Consider the following 23680-nt stretch of genomic DNA (forward strand, 5'->3'; position numbering starts at 1 on the left):
TTAGATGGAAGACGTCGTTGGGATTCTTGTTGCACCGATTATCATATTTTTGATTTTTGTTGCTCCGTTTTGGTTATTTTTCCATTACCGAAGTAAGAGTCAAGTGAGCCAAGGCCTATCTGAAACTGAATTAGCTCAATTACTTGAATTGGCATCAAAAGCAGAAAAAATGTCAGATAGATTAGATTCTTTGGAAAAAATTCTTGATACCGAATCGCCTCATTGGCGAGAAAAAGAATAGGAGTTGTAGATGCGTGACTTAAAATCAACTTTGTACCGTGATAGTGATGATTGCAAAATTGCTGGTGTCTGTTCTGGTATCGCTCATCACTGGGGCTGGGAGACTTGGTTAGTCAGAATTATCGCCTTAAGTGGTTTGTTCTTATCGGGTACTTTGTTCTTTTTCGCTTATATCGCAGCTTGGATTATTTTAGACAAGAAACCGGCTGAGTCGAAATGGCGTCAAAACATCAAACGCGAAAGCTCTGCCCCTTTAGAGATCAAATCTAAAGTATGGCAAGCAGGCTCTCCACCGAGACAAGCTTTTTTTGAAGTAAAAGGTGCATTTGACGAGCTGGACAGACGTTTACAACGCTTAGAAACGCATGTTACTTCAAGACGCTTTAACGTTGCCCGAGAAATTGACCGATTGTAATTTATACAGCGTTCATCACTCAAATTTGATAAAGTCAGCAAAACGCTGACTTTATTTTTTTGGGGTACATCAATGACTGAACAAGCACAACTCACTCTTTTTCAACAACAGGTTCAGGAAATGCAGCAAGGTGAAATGACCGAGCAAGATTTTTGGCCTGTATTTTTAAATGCTGAGTTTTATATTCCTATTCGTAAAATTGAAGACAGTGTCGTTGAAAAAGACTTTGCCTTTATTGTTTATGATTCTAAACAAGTTGCTGGTGGCAAAACCGTTTTAATTTCTGATAGTCCTGAATACTTAAAAGGCACTGGTGCGACAGACTTGATGATGATGAAGGGCGGGCAAATTGTCGAGCTCGTTTATCCTGATGTTGAGATCTCATTTGCTTTTGTTGGCGGTGGCTTTGGTATTCCTGCCCAATTCGTCAAACAGTTAAAAGATGCCATTACTAGTAAGACAGAGTAAACCTTATTACTCAAAGAAGCTCAGTTGCTCTGGCGCCGATGCATTAATTTCGGCCAGTAACTCAGCTTCTTTTTGCTTCATCTTCTTGTTGTTCAATTTCTTTTTACGCATCTCACACAGGGTTAATACTTTAATTTTCTGCCCTTGGCTTAGATTATCCCAGTAAAACCTTTCTTCTCTGCTTCTCAAACAACCTTTGCAATAACCGCGCTTCCCTGATTGGCAAACACCAATACAAGGATTTTTCGCGTCAATATCAAAAAGTTCTGTTTGTTGCATTATTCAAAAGTGGATTCTTCAACTAAGCTCTTTATAAGTTTAGCAATTACAGCACCTTAGCGTCACTATTTAGCTTATTTTCGGATATTTATTCTGCGCTTATGCCAAATAATTGTTATTAAGGTCAGAAAATTAAGAGCTTTTTTACTATTTTCTCATTTATTTACCCTAGATATTCGTTACAATGCAAACAGCTATTATCTAGATGTTATTGAATTAAAGGCTATTTATGAACGCGAATTTCGTAAATCCATTTTTATCGTCACTGTTAAACGTACTGAGTACGATGGCGATGTTAGATCTCAAACCTGGTAAACCTCGTTTAAAAAGAGACGAAATTGCTCGTGGTGATGTTTCAGGCCTAATTGGTATGGTTGGTCCACAGACAAAAGGTTCCTTTTCCATAACTTTTGATGAATCTTTAGCACTTGAAATCATGAGCCGTATGTTAGGTGAAAAGCCAGATTACATTAACGAAGAAGTTACAGACATGGTTGGTGAGATCACTAACATGGTTGCTGGCGGTGCAAAGCGTTTGCTGGGCGAAAAAGGTTTTGAGTTCGATATGGCAACGCCTATGGTTGTTGCAGGTAAAGGCCACACTATTGCGCACAAATCAGAAGGCGGTTTAGTACTAATGCCATTTACTGCTGAAGCAGGCTCTGCTCATATTGAAATTTGTTTCGATAAAACGAGCTAATGTGGCAACAGTTTGAAATCAGTTTATCAGCTAAGCAGAGAGGTTTTCACTTAGTTGATAATGAGGTAATTAAGCAATTACCCGCACTTTCGCAATACAAAATTGGCATTGCTCATTTGTTATTACAGCACACATCAGCCAGTCTGACGTTAAATGAGAATGCCGATCCTACCGTTAGAAGCGATTTCGAAGCACATATCAATAAAATGGTGCCTGAAAATGCACCATACTACCAACACATCTATGAAGGGCCAGATGATATGCCAGCGCATATAAAATCGAGCTTGTTGGGCGTGTCTTTATCTATACCTGTTGCCAATGGTCGATTCGCAATGGGGACTTGGCAAGGTATCTATTTAGGAGAGCATAGGGACTATGCATCAAGCAGAAAAATAATCGTTACGCTTAATGGCGAGCTACGTTAACTTAGCCTGTAAGTAATTGAATTAGCTACAGGTTAAGATTAGTATTATTCTAATTCTCCTACACTTTATATAATAATAAATAGTTACATTTCTCTATACTCGATCCAAAGAAAATTTGTTTTAGTATAAGAATAGTAAGTGAGTTTGTGATTTAAGGTTTTATCTGTTTTATGAGATTAATTGCTTTAACCTTTTTGTTGTTTATCTCTTTATTTTCTGTGACAGCCAAGGCAGCTAAAGAGCCCGTTGTGATCAGAACACTTCCAGAAGATTCAGCAATTTATATTAGTTATCTAGACTTTGTTAAAGGCAAAGATATCGCTAATATCACAGACTTCTCTTTGCTCAATAACGCGGGTCAACGTGAGATCATTGAAATGGTGCTTATCCAACAAGCACTAGAATTTGGTGGGTTAAACCGACCTGTCATGTTTCAGCCTTTAGCAAAATTTTATATCCGCAATATTCACGAGCTCGTTAAAGGTCGCTTTTTAATGTCAACCGAAACCGTCTGGTTTAATGATATCCGCGGCCACAGCAACTGGTTATACATTACCGATCCTACAATTGAAAAAGGTCAATTTGCAGCAGGTTTATACACCTCTCCAAACAATCGAAAAGCGATGCGCGCCAATGTAGCTGATTTAGCCGAATTGACTGCTGTATCGAATCGCTCATGGTCTGCCGACTGGGCCGCATTACAGTCAATTGATTTAGGTGGCTTGGAGACCTATGACGAGTGGTATTACATGGTTAAATTAGTTGACCGCCGCATGGTTGACTTTATGTTGGCACCGGTTAGCTCGGCAGAAGATTTCTCCATCACTATGGACAATATGAAAATAGTGCCAATTCCACATTTAAAAGTATTGCTACCGGATAGCCGTCACTTTGCCGTGTCGAAAAGTCATAAAGATGGCAAACAGGTTTTTGAAGCGCTAAACAAAGGTTTGAAAAAATTAAAATCGTCAGGTCGATTATTAAAAGCTTATCGCAGTGCGGGCGTAATTAACCCAAGAATAGAAAACTGGACTGTGGTTAACCCTCATGTGTTAACTCAAGCACCAAAATAGCATGCGCCATGCACACATCTGATGGTGCTCATCTGCTTTCAACAAATGAGCGCCAAAACTATCAAGGTATCCTACTAACTCGCCATTGCTTTGATAGTCAAAATCGCTACCAAATCCACTATTGGTTAGCTACCCAACAAGGTCCAATTAAGCTCGTTGTTAACAAACAGCAAAGTACGTTTTTTGTTATCGAGTCAGAGGCGGATAAAGCTGTCCGAACGCTTGCAAAAGCCAATATTCAATATGAAGAAAAAGCCCTCCAGTTAAAAGATTTTCATCAGCAAAACGTGGTGGCGTTTTATTTCCAATCCCTCAAGCAACACTACGCTGCCATATCTGAGTTAGAAGCTTCAGGTATTGAGGTGTTAGAAGGGGATATTAGACTACCAGATCGTTATTTAATGGAACGCTTTATCTATTCAAATATCGAATGCACTGGCTATCTATCATCTGAGCCTGGTCACTTAACCTTACAGCAAGCACAACTCAAACCGAGTGAATCATTACGCGGCAGTATTGCACTTTCTGTGCTCTCTATTGATATTGAATGTGCTTATGATGGTGAGCTTTACTCAATTGGCATACAAGGAACAGGTAAGCTAGGTGATATCGCTTTAGTTTTGATGGTAGGCCAAGAGCAACCTTGTGATGATGTCAACATACACTGGTGCCAAGACGAAAAGGCGTTAATAACGGCTTTTATCGCTCAAATCCAGCTCAATGATCCTGATATATTAATTGGCTGGAATGTGGTTAATTTTGACTGTCGTATCTTACTTAAAAGAGCAGAGTATTTGGGTATTCGCCTAGCTATCGCGCGCGATAATTCTGTACCTAAGATGAGACAAGCCAGAGATGACAGTAATCAGTCGTTTATCAGTATTGCTGGGCGAGTGGTAATTGACGGTATCGATGCGCTAAAAGTTGCTACCTATCATTTCGAAAGCTTTGCTTTAGATAATGTTGCCCATGCTCTATTGGGGCGGGGAAAATTAGTGGATGATAATGAAAATAGAATGGATGAAATAACCCATGATTTTCATCACAATAAAACTAAGCTAGCGCGCTACAACTTAGAAGATTGCCAATTAGTCTCTGATATATTTGTCCACACCAAATTACTCGATTTCTTATTATTACGCAGTGAACTAACCGGACTTGAACTCGATAGAGTTGGTGGCTCAGTTGCCGCGTTTACTAATCTTTATTTACCAAAATTACATCGCGCAGGTTATGTTGCGCCCAACTTGCCGCCGGGTGGAGGCTTAGTTAACCCAGGTGGTTATGTGATGGAGTCTCAACCTGGGCTTTATGAAAATGTAATTGTGCTGGACTTTAAAAGTCTATACCCGTCTATTATTCGCACCTTTAAAATTGATCCTATGGGGTTAATTGAAGGTTTAAAAGCGCCGGATAAAGCCATCGAAGGTTTTAAAGATGCGTATTTCTCTCGAGATCAGCACTTTTTGCCAGACATCATTACTGCGTTGTGGCAACAACGAGATGAAGCGAAAAAAGACAAAGACTCGGCGCGCTCACAAGCGATCAAAATCATTATGAACTCATTTTATGGTGTTTTGGGATCGGGCGGGTGCCGCTTTTATGATACGCGTTTGGCCAGTTCGATTACCCTTCGTGGGCATCAAATTATGCAACAAACGGCTAAGTGGATTGAGCAAGATGGCTATAAAGTGATTTATGGCGATACCGACTCGACCTTTGTCTGGCTCGATGGTATTGAGCAAAGTGAAGTTGCGGCTATTGGTATCGAGTTACAAGATAAAATAAATACACTTTGGCGCGTTAAGTTACACGACGACGATAATTTACAATCGGCGTTAGAAATTGAATTTGAAACCCACTTTCAGCGATTTTTAATGCCAACCATTCGCGGTACAGAGAAGGGAAGTAAGAAGCGCTATGCCGGTACTAAGCTCAGTCAAGATGGCAGTACAGAGCTTATTTTTAAAGGTTTAGAGACAGTTCGTTCTGATTGGACAGAGCTGGCTCGTGAGTTTCAAAATAAACTTTATCAGCTGGTGTTTGATGGCGATGATCCCATTAGTTATATTCAGCAAACGATAGAAGCGCTACAAAGTGGCCAAAAAGATAAGCTATTGGTTTATCGAAAACGTTTGCGCAGAAAGCTCGCTTCTTATGTTAAAAATGTGCCTCCACATGTACGTGCTGCGCGCATTGCCGATGAGCATAATGCGGCATTGGGCAGACCACTGCAGTATCAAAACAAAGCTTGGATCCAATATGTGTTAACTGTGAATGGCCCGGAACCAAAGCAATTTATCCAATCACCACTTGATTACCAACACTATATCGATAAGCAAATTAAACCCATAGCTGAAGGTATTTTGCCCTTTATTGGTTTAAATTTTGAAAAAATAAATAATCCACAATTGAGTTTATTTTAACAATATTGAGCTAAGCCTTTACTCACCTAGCCTAGGCTTAAGCAAGCTTATCTAAATATATCTACTGCCTTAAAAATGTTAAAAATAATCTCTAATTTTACATTGCATTAACATTTATCTGTGTATATATTTCTTAACATAATTACAACAATTAGCTGTGAGCGTGTTCGTCATTGCTCTGAAGTTGGCTGCTTAACTCTCTATCTAGGAAGATGTTATGAAAACTCACTTTAAACGTACACTGATCTCAACTGCGGTATTAGCAACGACCGCGTTTTCTAGTCAGGCCTTTGCTATGGCTTCACAATGTGAAGGTGTAGAAGAATGGCAAGCCGATAAAGTTTATACAGGCGGCCAACAAGCTGTTGAACTCAACAAGCTTTACGAAGCAAACTGGTGGACTCGTGGCAACAAGCCTTCTGCTCACTCTGGTAACTGGCAAGAATGGGATTACATCGTAGATTGTGACCCTCAAGATATTACTTATTACGTACCTCAATACCAATTAATGTTGACGCCAGCTTCAGCAGAAGAGGGGACAGAAGTTGCAATTTCTGTACTTGATATGATTGATCCTGCACCAGGTTCTCGTCCATACGAGGTAGCAAGCTATGAAGTTAAGGTTGACGGTGTAACGGTTCGTCAAGCAGCTACAGCTGAAGTTGTTAATGTTGTGGCAACTGGTATTGGTCAGCACACAGTTGAAGTGATGGTAACATTTGACGGCACGACTGAAACACAAAACGTGACAGGTCAGTTTACTGTTACTCAAGCTCAAGAAAATATCCCACCAACAGTAACGTTAACATCACCAAATCGCGGTGAAGAAATCCAAGAAGGTTTCTTAACATTCTTAGAAGCAGATGCATCTGATGCCGATGGCACTGTTGAAAAAGTTGATTTCTACGTTGATGACGCGCTTATCGAAACTGATTTTGACGCGCCATACAGTGTGACTTGGTCAGCAGTATTAGGCGACCATGCAATTCAAGCGCGTGCTACCGATGATAAAGGTGCGGTAACACTGAGCACAGAAATCACAGTTTCAGTTATCAATGGCACAGGTGGCGGCAGCGGCTGTGCTGATGTTCCAGTTTATGAAGTAGGCGGCAACTACAACATTGGCGATCAAGTATCAAACGGCAACGAGAAGTTTGAATGTAAGATTGGCGGTTGGTGTTCATCAAATGCAGCATGGGCGTATGAGCCGGGCGTAGGTGCACACTGGACTGATGCTTGGGAAGGTCTAGGCGTATGTACAATTGAGCCAGAAGTATCAATTACTTCACCTAGCGATAACGCAGTATTACTAGCGGGTACTGAAGTGGCATTCACAGCCAATGCATCAGATGCTGACGGCATGGTAACAGAGGTTGAATTCTTCGCTGATAATGTGAGCTTAGGTGTAGATACAACAGCGCCTTACGCAACAACTTGGACGCCAGTAGCAAAAGGCAACGTTCAGTTAAAAGCGGTTGCACAAGATGATGAGAAGAACAAAGTAGAATCAACGGTTTCTGTAACTGTAAGTGATGAGCCAGTTGTCGCTACATTAACAGCGCCAGTCTCAGGTTCGAAAGTGGGTTTAGGTAACAGTGTTACATTTGCCGCAGACGCTTCATCAGTAGCGGGTGCAGTAACTAAAGTTGAATTCTTAGTTAACGGTCAAGTTGTTGGTTCAGATATGTCAGAACCATACAGCTTACAGTGGACACCAAGTGCAGTAGGTAGCTACACAGTAACAGCTAAAGTGACAGATGATATGGGCAATATGTCTACATCAGCAGGTAGCACAATTAGCGTTTCAGAAGTGGTGTTATCAGAGCACAAATTAGTAGGTTACTGGCACAACTTTGAAAATGGCGCGGGCTGTCCAATTGACTTAGGCGATATTTCTCCAGATTGGGATGTTATCGATATTGCTTTTGCCGATAACGATCGCAACTCAAACGGTACGGTTCACTTTAACTTATACGCTGGCGGTCAATTCACATCGTGTAAAGCAATCGACCCTGCTAAATTCAAGCAAGACGTTAAAGACTTACAAGCACAAGGTAAGAAGATTGTATTATCACTAGGTGGTGCCGAAGGTACAATCACACTTAACACAGACTCAGATGAAGTTAACTTCGTTAACAGCTTAACGGATATTATCGCTGAGTGGGGCTTCGACGGTCTTGATGTTGACTTAGAAAGTGGCTCAAACTTACTTCACGGTACGCAAATTCAAGCTCGTTTAGGTCGTGCATTAATGCAAATCGAGCAGAACATGGGCGGTGACATGTACTTAACAATGGCACCAGAGCATCCATATGTTCAAGGTGGCCACATTGCTTACTCAGGTATCTGGGGTGCATATGTACCGGTTATCGATGCAACGCGTGACACGTTAGATTTATTACATGTACAGTTATACAACAACGGTGGTTTACCGCACCCTTATAACGGTGGTCAAATCGCGCAAATCGGTTCAACAGATATGATGGTGGCGTCGGCTAAAATGTTAATCGAAGGTTTCGAATTAGCAGATGGCTCAATGTTCGCACCACTTCGCCCAGACCAAGTATCTTTAGGTTTACCATCTGGCCCTAAGGCGGCAGGTTCTGGTCAAGCAACGAACCAAGCAATTTTCGATGCACTTGATTGTTTAACAACAAAAACTAAGTGTGGCGAGATTGTACCGAACGAAGCTTATCCGACTTTCTCTGGTGTGATGACTTGGTCAATCAACTGGGATATTTACGATGGCTTCATCTTCTCTAAACCAATTAAAGAGAAGCTTAACACTTTACCTAAAAAGTAAAGACACACTTCCCCAATGAGTGTGAAAGGGCGATGTGAGTAATCACATCGCCTTTTTCTATTTAGGGCTGGTAACTTTGACGTTGTGTTTAAGCCCTAGGCTAGGTAGAATAGGGCATACGTTAGAGTTATTGGTTTGTTTATTAACCAATTGCTGACAACTCATTCGGGGCTGATTAGGATTCGACGGGGTGCTGCAACTCTAAGGTGCATGTCGTGGGGCGGTTGGCCACGTAAAAAGCCGCAAAAAAATAGTCGCAAACGACGAAACTTACGCACTAGCAGCTTAATAACCTGCTGAGAGCGCTTCTGCCCTAGCTTCCGCCAGTAAGACGGGGAATTACAGAAGTTCAAACCCAAACCGGCTAGTGAGGGAACCTCCCGCTTGAGAGGTGAACCACGAAATATAATTCAAGCTAGCTAGTATATGGCGTGTCTGTTCGCAGTTGCTGGTGAAATTAAAGACAGACTAAGCATGTAGTACCGAGGACGGAGGTATTTCGGACGCGGGTTCAAATCCCGCCAGCTCCACCACATTCTTATTCTATAAGAATCGAAAAAAGACAGCTTAGGCTGTCTTTTTTATGCCTGAGGTTTATTGAATCACTGTTATGACTAAAGCTTAAAAAACAAAACCTCTAAGCTTTTTCTATTTGTTGTAAAACACTTATCAAAACCACTAACTCAATATTTTTATTGGGTTTTCTTGAAAATACCACAGACGTTTCCTAGCATGGTTAGTACGCTAAATTTAACGTCAAAAAGTTAAATTTAGCCATTGAGTATCCAGTTAAGCGGTTCTTTTTAATTGTTTAAGTACAACTATTGGCTGCAATAGTTAATCAAAGGAGTGTTATATTTTGGCGCAAGTAGAAATCCCACTAGGTAAAGAAGAGCAGTTAATTCAACTTTATTCTTTTCCCAATATTCCCGGTAGCAAAGAGACCTTATCTGAAACCATTTTACATTGGTTTAAACAAACGTTAGAACGAGATGGTTTTGCATCAAAGGATAACCCTGCAACGGCTGAGATCAATGTTAATGGTGATGACTATACCTTAGTTATTACCGGGCCTGATGCAATTGAAGGTTATAAGGAGCGATTACCTAAATTTCACGAGGACGGGCTTAAAGCACTAAAAGTCATTGAAGCATTAAAGCATGAAACAAGAACTTGGCCCAAAGGGCTAACCATACCCACTGAAGATAAAGTGTGGGACCCACAAAATACCGGGCAGTGGCGCTTTTTTATGTCGTTAGGTATGGCGATGTTAAACCAAAAAGCGTTGAACTTTTTCCATTACCCGCCAATACGCTTGTTAGACCCGATGCGCGATTATTTAAATGACCCGGTACCGGTACGATTAATTGAGTTGATGGCGGCCAATGGCCTGACAGAAAAGGAAGATGCTTGGCTGTATTCTACCGTGATGGACGGTGCACCTATTGCTGCGCCTGATAATCAAGGTACGCAATACATTGGTGAGTACCCAAATCAAACAGCGGTGCATTTAATTCCTATTAATGCGTTTCACGATTATCAACGTTCGCAAGTGGAATTATTACTCAATACCAGCCAATTAAATGAAGCTTATACCGTACCTATCGTCGTTTATGGCTCACCGGCTTGTGATGCATTTTCTGAACTTTACTTAGCACCAGACGATAGGTTAAAGCCTCTGCAAACCCGCACGGTTGAAATTATCAAAGGCAAAAAAACAGCGGTTATCGGTTCATCTCATCCATATCGCTTTTATGCGCAAGCGCAAATCTCTGATAATACTGAAGTGGGTTTAGGTCATATTTTGCCTGGTAAGTGTGAGGGCGCAACCAAATCTATGGTTGATGATTTAATTGTGGTGCGTTGGCAGTTAACGATGGCACAAGACCCAACTAAAGACCCAGAAACCGCCTTAAAAGAATGTAAAGATTATTGGCAACAGCGCGATGCCGATAGAGACCACAAACTTTGTACTTTAGTGCAGCATCAAGGCTCGCTTTATTACAGTAGCCCAACATCGCTTGATTTTACCTTTAACAAAGATATGGATGAGGCGAGTGCATTTTGCTCGGCAGAAAATAATGATCCATGTGCTTGCAAATAGTGATAATGCTTATGTGATTTAAGGTACAAGGTATAAAAAAAGACACCCTAGGGTGTCTTTTTTTATCTAGCTGTTAGTTGCTAGGCTAGGGCAATTAAACCTTATGCACCATAGCCAAACATCACTGCTAACATTAATACGACTGACGCAGCTGCCATTAACTTAAGTAATAACGGCAGGCAGAATTTAAACCACAAATGGTAAGGGATACCCGCCATACCTATGATGCCCATTAATACCGCATTAGTGGGTACGATCATATTGGAAAAGCCATCACCAAATTGATAAGCCAGTACCACTACTTGACGTGTAACCCCGACTAAATCGCCAACTGGTGCTAATAGCGGAATAGTGACATAAGCTTGGCCACTGCCAGATGGAATAAATAAGTTTAAGAAGCTTTGCATAACAAACATACCGACAGCAGCAAGTTCAGAACCTAAAAAAGAAAGTGGGTAAGACATACCGTAAACTAAAGAGTGTAATATTTGCCCGTCTTCCATAATCAGTGCAATACCGCGTGCCACACCAATTAACATGGCGGTGGTGGCTAAATCTTTTACCCCTTCGATAAATTCTTGTGCGGCTGTATCGGCATCTAACTTACCAATTACGGCCGTAAATAAGCCCCATAATATAAATAGCGCACCTAGCTCGTATAAATACCAGCCTTTTTGAGAAATGCCCCAAACTGCTGCCGCAATAGTGGCCACTAATCCTAGTAAGACCAGCTTATGGCGAAGGGCTAATTGCGGGTAACCTTTGTTTTCTGTACCTGCGAGCGGGCAAGGTAAATTAGCTGTCAACGATTGCGATGGGTCGGCCAAAACTTTTTTGGCGTAACTCCAAACATGATGAAAACCAATCAATACAAATGGGATGAAAATGGCTAATCGTAGCTCGATACCTGAATAAACGGGTACATCAGCAATGCTTTGCGCCACCATAACGGTAAATGGGTTAAAGGCCGATACGCCATAACCAATGCCATAACCGGTTACCACCATACCAACGGCCGTCATTGAATCTAAGCGCATGGCTTTACATAAGCCAACTAAAATCAATACAAAAGGAATGTATTCACCCGCTACCCCAATGGCGCCAGATGCCATGGCAAAACAAAATACCACCATAAAAATAAGCAGGTTAGGTTTGTGGCCAAATTTATCTAATAAGCTGCCAATGAGTGCATCTATGGTGCCTGTTGCTCTGGCAATGGCAAGCACACCACCAACAATAAATACAAAAAAGATAATATCTTGCGCAGCGGCTAACGCTCTGGGAATAGCAATTAAAAAGTCCATCGGGGTTAAGCGCACTTGCGTATCGCTTAATGCAAAGGTCCCGGGTACAACCGATTGTCTACCATTTTCAAGGGTGACCATTTCAAAATAACCTTGCGGTACGAGCCATGTTGCAATGTAGGCAATTAGCATCATAGATAGCAGCAAGATAAGGGTGTGTGGCACTTTAAATGTTTTCGTCATAATGATTACTACAGCCTGTTAGTCAGGCTTAATTCTTTGTTTTTAAATTGATGCAACGGGAAATCAGTTGTTCGCTCATCAAACTAACCTTCAAGTATATCGAACGCTATCTAGATTTGCAGTTAAGCGACTAAATCAGTTATGGGCGCTAGGCTTAGCTTCGGAAGATTGCTCTTACAACTTGGTTAATGAACAAAAGGTAGGTGTTTATAAAGCAATGTAAGATCAGTTACTTAGAAAAGTTACATTAGTAGATTTGGCTAACGGCTTGGTGCTACTGCAGCACTTAAGGTTGCGAGTAGGTAATTTAGGTCGGTGATTTTTATTTGTTCTCACGATTTGTACTCCGTTTGATTTTTTCATCTCTGCTCGATGTTAACTTGAGTTAAAACGCGTGATTTTCGTCTGTTTATAGCTATGATTTTTTATAGCTAGATCAATCACATCAGGATGCCTTTCATGCGCACTTCAAATGTTTTACACATTTTTTCTCCCTTTTCGAAATTTAAGCTCAGTGCTTCATTGTTAATACTAGCGAGCACTTTAGTGGCTTGCCAAATGCAAAAGCCGTCAGACTCAGCTAATGGTCAATCTACACCCAATGAATTAGCGCAATGGCCAAAAATTAACAGTGCAATTGAAACGGATACTGAAATTGAGCGACAAGTTGCTGCTATGGTGGCCAAGATGACCTTAGCGCAAAAAGTGGGGCAGATGTTACAAGCTGAGGTTAAATCCATTACCCCTGAACAAGTTAAGCAATTTCACATAGGTAGTGTATTAAATGGCGGTGGCTCAATTGCAGGTAGTAAAGATGGGTTTGCCACGGTAGATGAATGGCTGGCCATGGCTGATGGCTACTATCAAGCTTCGATGGATGATACCGACGGTGGAATTGCGATCCCTATTATCTGGGGAACCGATTCAATGCACGGGGCCAGTAATATTATTGGCGCGACCATTTTTCCACACAACATAGGTTTAGGCGCGGCTAATAACCCTGAACTGATCAAAAAGATAGGCGAGGTTACCGCCAAAGAATCTTTAGTATCGGGGGTTGATTGGTTATTTGCACCGACGGTTGCTGTGGTACGAGATGATAGATGGGGGCGTACATATGAAGCGTTTTCAGAGCACCCTGACATTGTTGCCCGCTATGCACCCGCTATGGTCGAAGGTTTACAAGGTAAAGCCGGCAGTAAAGCACTATTCACGGCAGATAAAGTGCTCGCTAATGTTAAACACTTTATTGGTGATGGTGGGACAACCAATGGCGATGATCAGGGCGATACACAAATTAGTGAAAAAGAATTAAGAGAAGTTCATGGAGCGGGCTATTTTACTGCGCTCGATGCCGGTGCTCAGGTTGTCATGGCGTCGTTCAATAGTTGGAATGGCGAAAAAGTACATGGCCACCAATACCTGTTAACGCAAGTTTTGAAACAGCAAATGGGGTTTGATGGCTTTATTGTCAGTGACTGGAATGGCCACGGACAAGTTAAAGGCTGCAGCAATGACCGTTGTGCTCAAGCGATTAATGCAGGAATAGATATGGTGATGGTACCAACGGATTGGCAGGCATTATTTTACAACCTGATAGATGATGTCGAAAAAGGCAATATAGCGATGAGCCGTATTGACGATGCGGTAACACGTATACTCAGAGTTAAAATGCGCATGGGCATTTTTCAGGCGGGTTTGCCTTCAAAGCGCCCGTTCGCAGGTAAAACGGAGCACTTATATTCAGCTGAGCACAAAGCCGTTGCCAGACAAGCCGTTCGTGAATCATTGGTCTTATTGAAAAATAACGAGCAAACGTTACCGATTTTACCTAGCCAAAAAGTACTACTCGTTGGTCAAGCAGCAGATGATATTGGCCAAGCCAGTGGTGGCTGGACTGTGACTTGGCAGGGTGTCACTCAGGCCAATCAACACTTTCCCTCTGGCACATCCATTAAGCAGGCTATTGAGCAGCAAGTAAAATCAGCCGGAGGACAATTTGAGTACAGCTTAGATGGCCAATTTAACCAAAAGCCTGATATAGCCATTGTGGTTTTTGGTGAAAAACCTTATGCAGAAATGCATGGCGATTTAACGACGCTTGAATACCAAGCGGGGTTTCACAGTGATTTGAAGTTGATCAAACAACTCAAGTCGCAAGGCATTAAAGTGGTATCTGTATTTTTATCAGGCCGCCCTTTATGGGTTAATGCTGAGATTAATGTCTCAGATGCATTTGTCGCAGCTTGGTTACCAGGCTCTGAAGGAACAGGGGTTGCAGATGTATTACTTGCCACCCCCTCTGGTAAAGTTCAGTATGACTTCGTCGGTAAGTTGAGCTTTTCTTGGCCTAATGAACCGACTCAGGCGACTATTAATTGGCAAGATAAACCTTATCAGCCTGCATTTGCCTACGGTTATGGTCTTAATTATCAAGATGGAGGCTTTGTCGGCCAATTAAGTGATGTAACAGCTGAAGATACTCACTCAGAGAAAATCGACCTATTTGTGGGCCGACCCTTAGCACCATGGCAAATTGAAATCAAAAATACTCAGGGTGAAGCTCAATCCATTCGAAGTTTACTGCCACAAAAAATTAATGACATTTATTCGATCAGTACTGACCATCTGATTCAAGGTGATAGCCGTCATATTGGCTGGATTGAAGGTGGCGCTAAAGTTGGCTTGTTTTCCAAATCGGCGTTGGATTTATCGGCTTATCAACAAAAAGGCGTGTTGCAGGTATTTATCAATTTACCTGTTAAATTAACTGCAAATTTAACGTTGAGTATGGAACAAGCCAGTGGGCAGGTTGCTTCGATCGATTTAACCGATGCGCTTTCGTCAATGAGTGCAAAAACCTGGTATCAGCTAAATATTGGGATGAAATGTTTTGCTAAACAAGGTGCTGACTTTAGTCATATCAGCGCCCCTTTTGTACTCAGTAGTAATGCCAAAGCTGAGGTAAAACTGAGTAATATTCGTTTGTTCCAAATGAAGCCGGATTTAAATCCAGCTAAAAGCATTAATGTCTGTTTATAGTTGGCTGCGCAATGGCATCAAAGCTTGATGCCATTACATTATTGGGCACCGCGAGATTTGGGGTATTGCACTATGGCTTCTTGTTTGTGCGTTTTGGCAAGTCTTAAAGGGGTAGAGCCTTTTTCGGTGATCGCATTGATTTTTGCTCCTTGACCAACCAAATACTTGGCCACGTCTAAATGACCCTTGAATGCAGCCCAGTGCAAAGGGGTTGCACCTTGTTGGTTGAGCTTATTAACATCGGCCCCGTCTTTGATGAGCGCTTTGACCTCGGCTAAATCACCGCGCATGGCTGCATCGTGCAGCGCAGGTTCGTCCCATGGCTTGGGGCCACATGCTGATAACATCAAAGTTAAAAATAAAATGAAAAGCGAGTGAAGTATTCGCATTTTGTTTCCTTTTTCTGTTAACCAAAAATATAGCCAAGCTTTTCACTCCGTTCTAATTTTTTAATATAAATACGACATTGGTCTGATTTACTTCACTGGTTTTAGGTAATTAATATGATGAAAATTAAACGCTTAAAACTCATGTTATAAATTTGTTAAATTATTTGTTGAAATAATTTGAAATGTTTTGTAAAACTATAGTCATGGTTATTTGGCGTTAAGCGCAACTCTTGTCAAAGATTTAGGAGTCGTAGTATGGCTTTACATAAACAAATCGAAAGTATTCGACAAAGTATCCGTTCTGAGCTTTATCAAGTTGCTCTAGAGCAGACGCAATTAGCATTAAATGAGTATGACGAACAGGCAGAACTTTATGCCTTAATGAGTCAAATTAAGTACAAACTCGGACAAAAACAATTAGCCATTGTTTATCTCAAAAGGGCGATCTTTTTAGGTGAGGAGCCTACCCAAGAGCTCGTGGTGCATTGTTTTACGTTAACGCGTTATTTAATCAATGACAGACGCTTTCAAGAAGCGTTAGTTTACGCAGGTAAAGTGATCAGTATTGAAGCGCACCTTCAAGTTAATAACTTTTCCGACACCATCTATTTCTTCAAGGCATGGGCTTATTTCTACCTCGAAGATTTCCAATCAAGCAAAACATCTTTATTAAAAATCTCTGATCCACAATGCGATAGAGAGTCTTTTTTGGGTAAGTTACACACCAAAGATGATCTAATAAGCCAAATTGATGATCTAAAACAACGAATAAACTACGCGTTGATTTAAGCTATTTACAATTCTGTAGCCAAATAATATGAACTTTTGATTGCTTTTTAGTCTAAAAAAAAGCGAGCGTTTATGAGGTGGTAAGATGCAAATTTATCAAGAGCTTTCGCAAGTAAAAAGTTTACTTCTGCAAAATGACTTAGAAACAGCATTACACTTGGCTGATTCTTTGTGTCAAATCTATGATGATCACGCGCATGCCTTATCGGTTAAAGCGACGGTGCTTTATCGATTAGGTCAAAAGGAACAAGCTATTGAGTGTTTAGCTTTGGCAATTGAACATGCTGAAGCCGTTGATGAACAGCTCATTGTCGATTGTTTTACTCAAATGTATCACTTAATCAATAGTTCTCGCTTTGCTGAGGCATTAACTTATGCAGAGTTAGTTGTGAAGTTTGAGTTAGAGATGCAAAGAGATGACTTTACCGATAGCAGCCTATTTTTTGCGGCTTGGTGCCATTTTTACTTAGGTGATTATCAACAAGCGAGTGTAGCGATAAAGCAAATCTCTGACCCGCTTTGTGATCGCGAGTTTTTCTTATCTAAACTACACACGCTAAATGAATTAAAGTTACAGCTGAGTGCCTCGTTACATTAAAGTGTGACGAGTGCATCAATTAAGTTATCTGCACCTGCTGCAATTTGGCTGATTTTTGCATCCAACATGTAGCATGGTGTGGTAACGAGCTTATTGTCTTTATCGATAATAATTTGCTCGTGCGTCGTGTTTTTGTGCTGACTACCAAAAGCGCTAATCGCTCCAGCAACACCTTCATCAGAGCCAATCGTTACTTTGGCATTATCGATAACCTTGGCTAATAAAACAGGTGCAATACACAGTGCGCCAATAGGCTTTTTAGCAGCGTACATTGCTGTGATAGCAGATTGAACACTGTCTTCAATTTTGCAGTCGGTGCCTTTAATCGCAAAGTCTGACAGATTGAGCGCGGCGCCAAAACCACCAGGGAAAACGATTGCATCAAATGCTGTTGCGTCAAACTCAGATAATGCTTTGATATTGCATCGGGCAATTCGCGCCGATTCAACTAATACATTTCTACTCTCTGCTGTATCTTCTTGTGTTAAGTGATTCGTTACTTTAGTTTGCTCAATATCTGGCGCGAAGCACTGATAGTCAATACCGCGTTTATCAATGGCTAAAAGTGTCATAACCGATTCGTGAATCTCTGCGCCATCTAAAAAACCTGCGCCTGATAAAACTACAGCTATCTTTTTCATTATTATTCCTTGGTACTTAAAATAGGAGCTACCAACGATAAGCTAATGCTAATGCATAGGCATCAGAGTCGTTACCGTATTTTGTGGTCACTCCAGTATTGGCTAAAAATTTGATACTCATTTGCGAGGACAGGGACAAGCTATAAGTGATGCCTGCGCGGTAATTTCCCGCTTTAATCGCGCCTTTTTCTCCATTGACGTAGGTATCGCCGCCATCAAAGTAGTTTGAGTTAAAGGCTATCCATTGCCCCGGAGAAATATCATAAATTAAATGAGCTTGGATGTTGTAAATGGGATCTTGTTCGAATCTGTTGACCTTTTGTAATTCGTCGTTATCGGTAAAGTATTTAACGCCAATTGCAAAATCGAATTCCCATTTTTTATAGGGAATCGACACCCCAATTTCAGGTTTAATAAACCAGCGGTTACTGCCTGTATTGAAGATGTAATCGGTATCATAATTACCCGTTGGTGCACTGACTTGAATACTTGCCCCAGCAACGATTTGCTTTTTGTGTTTGACATAGTCGGTCAGACTTAAAGCAGGAGCACCATAGAAATTATAATTGAGACGAAAACGGGCATCAGTGTAGCCGCAGTAACTACGTGTGACTTTATCTTGATCTAGGTAAGCTTGTCCATCGACACAAATACGCGCCAAATTGGCATCAAATTTCGCCGATTTTCCAAACATTGAAAACGTTCTGGCATAAGCTAAACCCAACGCATTAATTTCTAATTGAATGTCTTGATAAGGGCTCTCTGCTTCTGTGAATACATCACCATCGGTATAACCATAAATAACACCGAGAAAGTTCTGGTCGATCGGAATATTGATATAGGAACGCGGATCGAGTTCTTCAGCCTGTACGAGTTGACTCAATAAAAAAAAAGGTAAAAAGCGCACAAACCGGTTTATTATTTTCATGATACTAAATCAATATCTTCCTGTTGTTCAGTCAGTGTTTTGAGTTGTTCTATAATATGACGGCCTATCGGCAAGCTCGACGTAGCAGCCGGCGAGGGCGCGTTGATTACATGCACAGAACGTTTACTCGAGGTAAAAATAAAGTCGTGTATCAACTTACCATCTTCACTGACCGCTTGGGCTCTGACACCTGCAGGATAGGGCTTTAAATCACTTAACACTATGCTAGGGCAGTATTTTTGCACTTGTTTTAAATAGGCAGATTTAACCCAGCTATTTTTTAATTCGGTGGCTCCAGCTGATAAATAGCGCCATAGCAATTTCCAAAAACCGGCGAATTTAAGCATTTGTGAGGTATCTTGCCAGCTGAAATTCACATTGCCATAACCCTCTCGTTTAAAAGACAGCACAGCATTGGGGCCGACGGTAACACTGCCATCAATCATTCGTGTTAAGTGTATACCTAAAAAAGGTAGCTTCGCATCGGGTACTGGATAAATCAGGTGTTTAACGAGCTGATTGTGCTTTTCGGGGAGTTGATAGTATTCGCCTTTAAAAGGAATAATCTGGCATTTGGGGTCAAGGCCTGCAAGCTTAGCGAGTCTATCGGAGGCAAGACCTGCGCAACAAACGAGGTATTTGGTTTTAAAGCGGCCTTGCTTAGTTGATAACTCAATATTTTGTTCTGTTTCTTGGATTTGTTTTATTTCACAATCTAGCCAGTATTGCCCGCCCCATTCGACAAAGTTATCTATCATGGTTTGGGTCACTTGCTGATAATCAACAATACTCGATGTTTCAATTTTTAAAGCTGCCAAACCTGATATGGCAGGTTCTTTAATCGATAGCTGCTCTGCATCAAGCCATTGGTGCTTAATATCATTGTCATCACAGCGCGATTTGAGCTTGTTTAGTCCGGCTAATTCGTCTTCATTAGTCGCAACAATGAGCTTGCCACAGTTTTGATATTTAATTTTGTTTTGGTTGCAAAACTTCATCATATCGAAAGCGCCTTGACGGCAAAACTCGGCTTTTAGTGAGCCGGGTTCGTAATAAACCCCGGCGTGGATCACACCTGAGTTTCTGCCTGTTTGATGTTGGGCTATCTTGCTTTCTTTTTCGAGCAATACAATGGAAAGTTTAGGGTAAGTCATCTTCAGCTGCATTGCCGTCGATGCACCTAAAATTCCACCGCCAACAACAATGATATCGGCATCGAATAAATGAGAGTTAGGCATGAGATTGAGAAAGTATTATTAAAATTGTGATTCAAACCAAGAGTTTAGAATGATTTCGGCAGACAGAGCGTCAACTTTTCCTTTCTGTAGATTGCGATAACCACCTTGTTCAAATAGTTGCGCCTTAGCATCGACAGTGGTCAGTCGCTCATCATAGGTTTCAACTTGAAGGCCGTAACGACCGTGTAATCGGTTGGCAAATTTTCGAGCGCGAAGTGTGAGCTCTTGCTCTGTTCCATCCATGTTTAGCGGTAAACCGACAACCAGTAATTGAGGTTGCCACTCTTTTAAAATTTGACCGAGTTCATCCCAATTTGGAATACCATCATTAGCTTTGATGGCGCACAGCGCATTGGCACTGGCAGTGACTTCATTACCGGTAGCAATACCGATACTTTTGGCCCCGAAGTCAAAGGCCATAATTAGACGTTGTCCAGGTTGCGTCATGCAACTCTCCTTAAATTAGGCGTGTCCTATCTCGCTTGTTAACTGCCAAGGGTTGAAACCTAATAATGCAGTTGCCGCCTCCCATCTCATATGGATTGGGGTATCAAACATAATGGCTTCATTGGCAGCGAGGGTTAGCCATGCATTTTCTTTTAATTCTTCTTCAAGTTGACCGGCGCTCCAACCTGCATAACCGAGCGTCAGTAGGTAATCTTTCGGCCCTAGATCGGTACCCATTTGCTCTAAAATATCTTTAGAGGTGGTCAGCATAATATTTTTAGATAGATTGACCGACTGGCGCCATCCCAGTTCAGTACGGTGTAATACAAAGCCTTTTTCTGTCGATAGTGGGCCACCTGCATAAACGGGGGCGCGTTTTTCAAACACTTTATCTTCAGTGGGTATTTCTATTTTTTTTAGTAATTCAGGTACTGAGATCTCAAGCGGTTGGTTAATCACCAGCCCCATTGCGCCGTCTTCATTGTGCTCGCAAATATAGGTAACCGAACGTTCAAAATAGCCGTCTTTTAGTGCAGACGTGGCAATAAGAAAGTGATTTTGTAAGCTTTGCATCTCAACCCTTAGTTCCGTGACTTGATCTATAGTGTAGGTCAGTTTTATCGATTAGAGTTGTTTTACATTCGGTAAGTTAACCAAACTGACATCTTTGCTGATTTCGAAAAAAGACTGAACATAACCTTTGTTCTTGTCTCTTTGTTTTATGGCGGCATACAAATTACTTTGCACACCCTCTTTGCCAAGTGAGCTGGTCGCAATCAGCTTTTGTTGCTGATATTCGTGAACAGCCCATTCTGGTAATACTGCTACACCCATATCGGCTGTCACCATTTGTAATATCATCAAGGTTTGGTCAACCTTTTTGACATGCTGTGGCTGGCTGTTTTCGGGCATTAAAAAATGTTTAAAAACATCGAGCCTTTCAGGTGCTACAGGGTAAGTCAGTAAAGTCTGATTTTGTAAATCAGCTGGCACGATGAAGGCCTTTTCTGCTAACAGGTGGTTAGGTGCTGTGACTAACACCATCTCAAACGTAAACAGTGGCTCAAAGTGAATATCGTCAGATGGGAACTTATCGGCTGTGATGACTAAATCTAATTTACCTTCATCTAAACCTGGCATGGCTTCAAACATGTAATCATTGTTGAAGGTGACGTCGACTAGTGGCCAGCGTTGTTTAAATTGGCTAATGGCAGGCATTAACCACTGAAAGCAAGAGTGGCATTCAATGGCTAAACGCAAACGCCCTTTATTGCCTTGTTTTAATTCTTGTAACCTTTGCTCACTTAACGTTAAAGCCGGTAATACCGTATCGGCTAACTCAAGAATGATTTGTCCCTCAGCGGTCAACTGAACAGGGTTGGTTTTGCGGATAAATAACGGGTTACCAATTCGTCCTTCGATATCTTTGAGCTGGTGAGAGAGCGCTGATGATGAAGTGTGAAGGCGCTGCGCTGCCTTGGCTAAGCTGCCTAGCTGAGCAATAGCTTTGATAGTTTTTAAGTGACGAATTTCAAGCATGATGGTAACCGCAGCCAACTTATTGCTAAAATCCGATTATAACCAGTTTAGGGTAAGAAAAACATGATAAAAACAGGTGTTTATAAACATTTCAAAGGTAACTTGTACCGCGTTTTTGGTACGGCAAAACACAGTGAAAACGAGCAAGTACATGTCGTTTACAAACCGCTATATGGTGATGAGGTCAATGATGAGACTGCTGATTGGTGGATTCGACCGCTTGCTATGTTTGATGAAACCATCACCCGTGATGGCAAGACGATGAAGCGATTTGAGTGGGTCGGTGAATAAGCCCTAATCAATTAGGGCTTAGATAGAAAGTCGATGTTAATCAGATAGTTGGCTAGCGTGTTCGTTAGCCCATTGAACTGAGTTGTGGTAGAAATCAGGTATTTTACTCGGTTCTACATTCAGCTTTTCAGTAATGGCTTTTGCTTCATCCCACTGCGCTTTTTCATAGTGTTTAATCAGTGCGATGTAATCCGCTAATAAGCCCTCGCCATCTACCAAGGCTGACTTGATGTCTTTAGAAAGTGGTAATTTTTCCATTACGCTTTCCATTGACTCATCTAATATGGCATCCATTAACGATAACATACCCGTTAAGAAGCCCATTGATGGGTCAGGTAGTTTTCTATGGTGTTTGGCTAATTCATCACAGAAATTGGCTCGACACATAGATAAACGGATTAATTCAACAGGTTTGCTTGAATTAACTTGAGCGGTGAACAATAACGCTAGGAAGCGTTTTAATTCTTCTTGACCCAAAACGACAAGTGCTTGCCTTATCGTTGATATTTCTGAGCGGCGTCTAAACGTTGCTGAGTTAGCATAACGCAATAATTTAAACGATAGCGTTACATCACGTTGGAAGACTTCAATCAGTGAGTCTAAATCCATCTCAGCTTTTGATGACTCGTACAAGAGCTCTGCAAGGCCCATTTGAGTAGGGGCTAATGCTTTACTTTGCATCACTTCAGGTGCGCTAAAGAAATACCCTTGGAAATAATCAAAACCTAACTCATATGCACTGTTGAAGTCTTCATAAGTTTCAACTTTTTCAGCTAATAACTTGATGTCATACTTTTTCGCATATTTTTTTATTTCCAGTATTTGCGCTTCGGTTGATTCCATATAGTCAACTTTGATGATGTCGACAAAAGGGAAAAAGTGCAGCCAAACCGGGTTGTGTACATAGTCATCGAGCGCGAAGGTATAACCTTCATCTTTTAAACTTTCAACGGCGGCCAATAGGCTTTTCGTTGGTTTTGCGGTTTCTAAGATCTCAACAACAATTTGTTCTTTCGGTAATAAAGACGGGAAGTTTTTCTTTAGTAAATCATCGGAGAAATTGATAAAAGCAGGATATTGACCAGTGAAGTCTTCTAAACCCAAATTAAATTGACTGGCTTCAATTAGTTGAGATGTTGCTTTATCGCCATCGATATCAGGAAAAACATTTTCTAAACTGTCACGAAATAATAGCTCGTAGGCGAACAATTCCTTGTTTCTATCTAAAATAGGTTGCCGGGCGGCATAAAAAAACATTTAACTTTACCTGTAATTATTATTTAAATGTTAATCAATAGTCTGCGTCAACTAAGTTACATTTTAAGAGTTAATGCTTAAATATTAGCAAGTTAGCAAAA

23 protein-coding genes and 1 other RNA gene are annotated in these 23680 nt (G+C 41.2%); 14 read left to right on the forward strand and 10 right to left on the reverse strand.

Annotation, left to right across the window (positions count from 1 at the left end; translation table 11 throughout):
• Positions 1–4: 4 nt before the first annotated feature.
• The 3 genes from pspB (at position 5) to HR060_RS13245 (ending at position 1123) form a co-directional block, all read left to right on the forward strand.
• The gene (pspB, locus tag HR060_RS13235; RefSeq protein WP_174200772.1) at positions 5–241 is read left to right on the forward strand and encodes an envelope stress response membrane protein PspB; all 237 of its coding nucleotides are present in this window, start codon (positions 5–7) and stop codon (positions 239–241) included.
• Positions 242–250: 9 nt separating this feature from the next.
• On the forward strand, positions 251–655 hold the full coding sequence (gene pspC, locus HR060_RS13240; protein ID WP_174200773.1) for an envelope stress response membrane protein PspC: 405 nt from the start codon (positions 251–253) through the stop codon (positions 653–655).
• A 72-nt stretch (positions 656–727) separates the two neighbouring features.
• A complete protein-coding gene (locus HR060_RS13245; protein WP_174200774.1) occupies positions 728–1123 on the forward strand; it encodes a hypothetical protein in 396 nt (131 codons plus the stop codon).
• 6 nt (positions 1124–1129) lie between these two features.
• On the opposite strand, the gene HR060_RS13250 is transcribed toward HR060_RS13245, so the two are convergent.
• Positions 1130–1402 (reverse strand): DUF1289 domain-containing protein, encoded by a 273-nt coding sequence (locus tag HR060_RS13250; RefSeq protein WP_174200775.1) that lies wholly within the window; start codon positions 1400–1402, stop codon positions 1130–1132.
• A 229-nt stretch (positions 1403–1631) separates the two neighbouring features.
• Between HR060_RS13250 and HR060_RS13255 the strand changes: the two genes are divergently transcribed.
• The 7 genes from HR060_RS13255 to HR060_RS13285 all read left to right on the forward strand — a co-directional run bounded on the left by HR060_RS13255 (position 1632) and on the right by HR060_RS13285 (position 10933).
• Positions 1632–2102: a chemotaxis protein CheX gene (locus HR060_RS13255; protein ID WP_174200776.1), complete on the forward strand. Its 471-nt coding sequence runs from the start codon at positions 1632–1634 to the stop codon at positions 2100–2102.
• Positions 2102–2527: a secondary thiamine-phosphate synthase enzyme YjbQ gene (locus HR060_RS13260; protein ID WP_174200777.1), complete on the forward strand. Its 426-nt coding sequence runs from the start codon at positions 2102–2104 to the stop codon at positions 2525–2527. Before HR060_RS13255 ends, HR060_RS13260 begins: the two co-directional genes overlap by 1 nt.
• 170 nt (positions 2528–2697) lie before the next feature.
• Positions 2698–3600 carry a hypothetical protein gene (locus HR060_RS13265; RefSeq protein WP_174200778.1) on the forward strand — a complete coding sequence of 301 codons (903 nt, stop codon included), beginning with the start codon at positions 2698–2700 and terminating at the stop codon, positions 3598–3600.
• Positions 3601–3608: 8 nt separating this feature from the next.
• On the forward strand, positions 3609–6026 hold the full coding sequence (locus HR060_RS13270; protein ID WP_174200779.1) for a DNA polymerase II: 2418 nt from the start codon (positions 3609–3611) through the stop codon (positions 6024–6026).
• A 217-nt stretch (positions 6027–6243) separates the two neighbouring features.
• The gene (locus HR060_RS13275; protein ID WP_174200780.1) at positions 6244–8829 is read left to right on the forward strand and encodes an Ig-like domain-containing protein; all 2586 of its coding nucleotides are present in this window, start codon (positions 6244–6246) and stop codon (positions 8827–8829) included.
• Between the two features lie 167 nt (positions 8830–8996).
• Positions 8997–9362: a transfer-messenger RNA gene (ssrA, locus tag HR060_RS13280) on the forward strand.
• A gap of 326 nt (positions 9363–9688) precedes the next feature.
• Positions 9689–10933 (forward strand): hypothetical protein, encoded by a 1245-nt coding sequence (locus tag HR060_RS13285; RefSeq protein WP_174200781.1) that lies wholly within the window; start codon positions 9689–9691, stop codon positions 10931–10933.
• A 101-nt stretch (positions 10934–11034) separates the two neighbouring features.
• Here HR060_RS13285 and HR060_RS13290 read toward each other — a convergent pair whose 3' ends face one another.
• Positions 11035–12420, reverse strand: coding sequence for a YfcC family protein (locus HR060_RS13290; protein ID WP_174200782.1), 1386 nt, complete (start codon positions 12418–12420; stop codon positions 11035–11037).
• 558 nt (positions 12421–12978) lie between these two features.
• On the opposite strand from HR060_RS13290, the gene HR060_RS13295 reads away from it, so the two are divergent.
• On the forward strand, positions 12979–15462 hold the full coding sequence (locus tag HR060_RS13295) for a glycoside hydrolase family 3 protein (RefSeq protein WP_246283169.1): 2484 nt from the start codon (positions 12979–12981) through the stop codon (positions 15460–15462).
• A 38-nt stretch (positions 15463–15500) separates the two neighbouring features.
• Here the strand turns inward: HR060_RS13295 and HR060_RS13300 are convergent, their stop codons facing one another.
• A complete protein-coding gene (locus HR060_RS13300; RefSeq protein ID WP_174200784.1) occupies positions 15501–15851 on the reverse strand; it encodes an ankyrin repeat domain-containing protein in 351 nt (116 codons plus the stop codon).
• A 255-nt stretch (positions 15852–16106) separates the two neighbouring features.
• Between HR060_RS13300 and HR060_RS13305 the strand changes: the two genes are divergently transcribed.
• On the forward strand, positions 16107–16640 hold the full coding sequence (locus tag HR060_RS13305) for a hypothetical protein (RefSeq protein ID WP_174200785.1): 534 nt from the start codon (positions 16107–16109) through the stop codon (positions 16638–16640).
• An 85-nt stretch (positions 16641–16725) separates the two neighbouring features.
• The gene (locus HR060_RS13310) at positions 16726–17238 is read left to right on the forward strand and encodes a hypothetical protein (RefSeq protein ID WP_174200786.1); all 513 of its coding nucleotides are present in this window, start codon (positions 16726–16728) and stop codon (positions 17236–17238) included.
• On the opposite strand, the gene elbB is transcribed toward HR060_RS13310, so the two are convergent.
• Genes elbB through HR060_RS13340 form a run of 6 tightly spaced genes read right to left on the reverse strand, consistent with a single transcriptional unit; the run spans position 17235 to position 22031 of the window.
• Positions 17235–17879 carry an isoprenoid biosynthesis glyoxalase ElbB gene (gene elbB, locus HR060_RS13315; protein WP_174200787.1) on the reverse strand — a complete coding sequence of 215 codons (645 nt, stop codon included), beginning with the start codon at positions 17877–17879 and terminating at the stop codon, positions 17235–17237. The genes HR060_RS13310 and elbB overlap by 4 nt on opposite strands.
• 28 nt (positions 17880–17907) lie before the next feature.
• Complete coding sequence (locus HR060_RS13320; protein WP_174200788.1) at positions 17908–18807, reverse strand: transporter; 900 nt, start codon at positions 18805–18807, stop codon at positions 17908–17910.
• On the reverse strand, positions 18804–20045 hold the full coding sequence (gene lhgO, locus HR060_RS13325; protein ID WP_174200789.1) for an L-2-hydroxyglutarate oxidase: 1242 nt from the start codon (positions 20043–20045) through the stop codon (positions 18804–18806). The genes HR060_RS13320 and lhgO overlap by 4 nt, the downstream gene beginning before the upstream one ends.
• Positions 20046–20063: 18 nt before the next feature.
• A complete protein-coding gene (ruvX, locus tag HR060_RS13330; RefSeq protein WP_174200790.1) occupies positions 20064–20492 on the reverse strand; it encodes a Holliday junction resolvase RuvX in 429 nt (142 codons plus the stop codon).
• A 15-nt stretch (positions 20493–20507) separates the two neighbouring features.
• A complete protein-coding gene (locus HR060_RS13335; protein WP_174200791.1) occupies positions 20508–21065 on the reverse strand; it encodes a YqgE/AlgH family protein in 558 nt (185 codons plus the stop codon).
• A 51-nt stretch (positions 21066–21116) separates the two neighbouring features.
• Positions 21117–22031, reverse strand: a complete 915-nt coding sequence (locus HR060_RS13340; protein ID WP_174200792.1) for a LysR substrate-binding domain-containing protein — start codon at positions 22029–22031, stop codon at positions 21117–21119.
• A gap of 63 nt (positions 22032–22094) precedes the next feature.
• Between HR060_RS13340 and HR060_RS13345 the strand changes: the two genes are divergently transcribed.
• On the forward strand, positions 22095–22322 hold the full coding sequence (locus HR060_RS13345; protein ID WP_174200793.1) for a DUF1653 domain-containing protein: 228 nt from the start codon (positions 22095–22097) through the stop codon (positions 22320–22322).
• A gap of 36 nt (positions 22323–22358) precedes the next feature.
• On the opposite strand, the gene HR060_RS13350 is transcribed toward HR060_RS13345, so the two are convergent.
• A complete protein-coding gene (locus HR060_RS13350; RefSeq protein ID WP_174200794.1) occupies positions 22359–23579 on the reverse strand; it encodes an EAL and HDOD domain-containing protein in 1221 nt (406 codons plus the stop codon).
• Between the last annotated feature and the right edge of the window lie 101 nt (positions 23580–23680).

The organism is Marinifaba aquimaris (genome assembly GCF_013328345.1).
GTDB lineage: Bacteria > Pseudomonadota > Gammaproteobacteria > Enterobacterales > Alteromonadaceae > Marinifaba > Marinifaba aquimaris.

Coding starts and splice junctions, on each gene's coding strand:
- HR060_RS13305 (WP_174200785.1), top strand. CDS start 16,107: ATGGCTTTACATAAACAAATCGAAAGTATTCGACAAAGTATCCGTTCT.
- pspC (WP_174200773.1), top strand. CDS start 251: ATGCGTGACTTAAAATCAACTTTGTACCGTGATAGTGATGATTGCAAA.
- pspB (WP_174200772.1), top strand. CDS start 5: ATGGAAGACGTCGTTGGGATTCTTGTTGCACCGATTATCATATTTTTG.
- HR060_RS13290 (WP_174200782.1), bottom strand. CDS start 12,420: ATGACGAAAACATTTAAAGTGCCACACACCCTTATCTTGCTGCTATCT.
- HR060_RS13265 (WP_174200778.1), top strand. CDS start 2,698: ATGAGATTAATTGCTTTAACCTTTTTGTTGTTTATCTCTTTATTTTCT.
- HR060_RS13345 (WP_174200793.1), top strand. CDS start 22,095: ATGATAAAAACAGGTGTTTATAAACATTTCAAAGGTAACTTGTACCGC.
- elbB (WP_174200787.1), bottom strand. CDS start 17,879: ATGAAAAAGATAGCTGTAGTTTTATCAGGCGCAGGTTTTTTAGATGGC.
- HR060_RS13250 (WP_174200775.1), bottom strand. CDS start 1,402: ATGCAACAAACAGAACTTTTTGATATTGACGCGAAAAATCCTTGTATT.
- HR060_RS13335 (WP_174200791.1), bottom strand. CDS start 21,065: ATGCAAAGCTTACAAAATCACTTTCTTATTGCCACGTCTGCACTAAAA.
- HR060_RS13295 (WP_246283169.1), top strand. CDS start 12,979: ATGCAAAAGCCGTCAGACTCAGCTAATGGTCAATCTACACCCAATGAA.
- HR060_RS13300 (WP_174200784.1), bottom strand. CDS start 15,851: ATGCGAATACTTCACTCGCTTTTCATTTTATTTTTAACTTTGATGTTA.
- HR060_RS13245 (WP_174200774.1), top strand. CDS start 728: ATGACTGAACAAGCACAACTCACTCTTTTTCAACAACAGGTTCAGGAA.
- HR060_RS13340 (WP_174200792.1), bottom strand. CDS start 22,031: ATGCTTGAAATTCGTCACTTAAAAACTATCAAAGCTATTGCTCAGCTA.
- HR060_RS13310 (WP_174200786.1), top strand. CDS start 16,726: ATGCAAATTTATCAAGAGCTTTCGCAAGTAAAAAGTTTACTTCTGCAA.
- HR060_RS13320 (WP_174200788.1), bottom strand. CDS start 18,807: ATGAAAATAATAAACCGGTTTGTGCGCTTTTTACCTTTTTTTTTATTG.
- HR060_RS13260 (WP_174200777.1), top strand. CDS start 2,102: ATGTGGCAACAGTTTGAAATCAGTTTATCAGCTAAGCAGAGAGGTTTT.
- lhgO (WP_174200789.1), bottom strand. CDS start 20,045: ATGCCTAACTCTCATTTATTCGATGCCGATATCATTGTTGTTGGCGGT.
- ruvX (WP_174200790.1), bottom strand. CDS start 20,492: ATGACGCAACCTGGACAACGTCTAATTATGGCCTTTGACTTCGGGGCC.
- HR060_RS13270 (WP_174200779.1), top strand. CDS start 3,609: ATGCACACATCTGATGGTGCTCATCTGCTTTCAACAAATGAGCGCCAA.
- HR060_RS13350 (WP_174200794.1), bottom strand. CDS start 23,579: ATGTTTTTTTATGCCGCCCGGCAACCTATTTTAGATAGAAACAAGGAA.
- HR060_RS13255 (WP_174200776.1), top strand. CDS start 1,632: ATGAACGCGAATTTCGTAAATCCATTTTTATCGTCACTGTTAAACGTA.
- HR060_RS13275 (WP_174200780.1), top strand. CDS start 6,244: ATGAAAACTCACTTTAAACGTACACTGATCTCAACTGCGGTATTAGCA.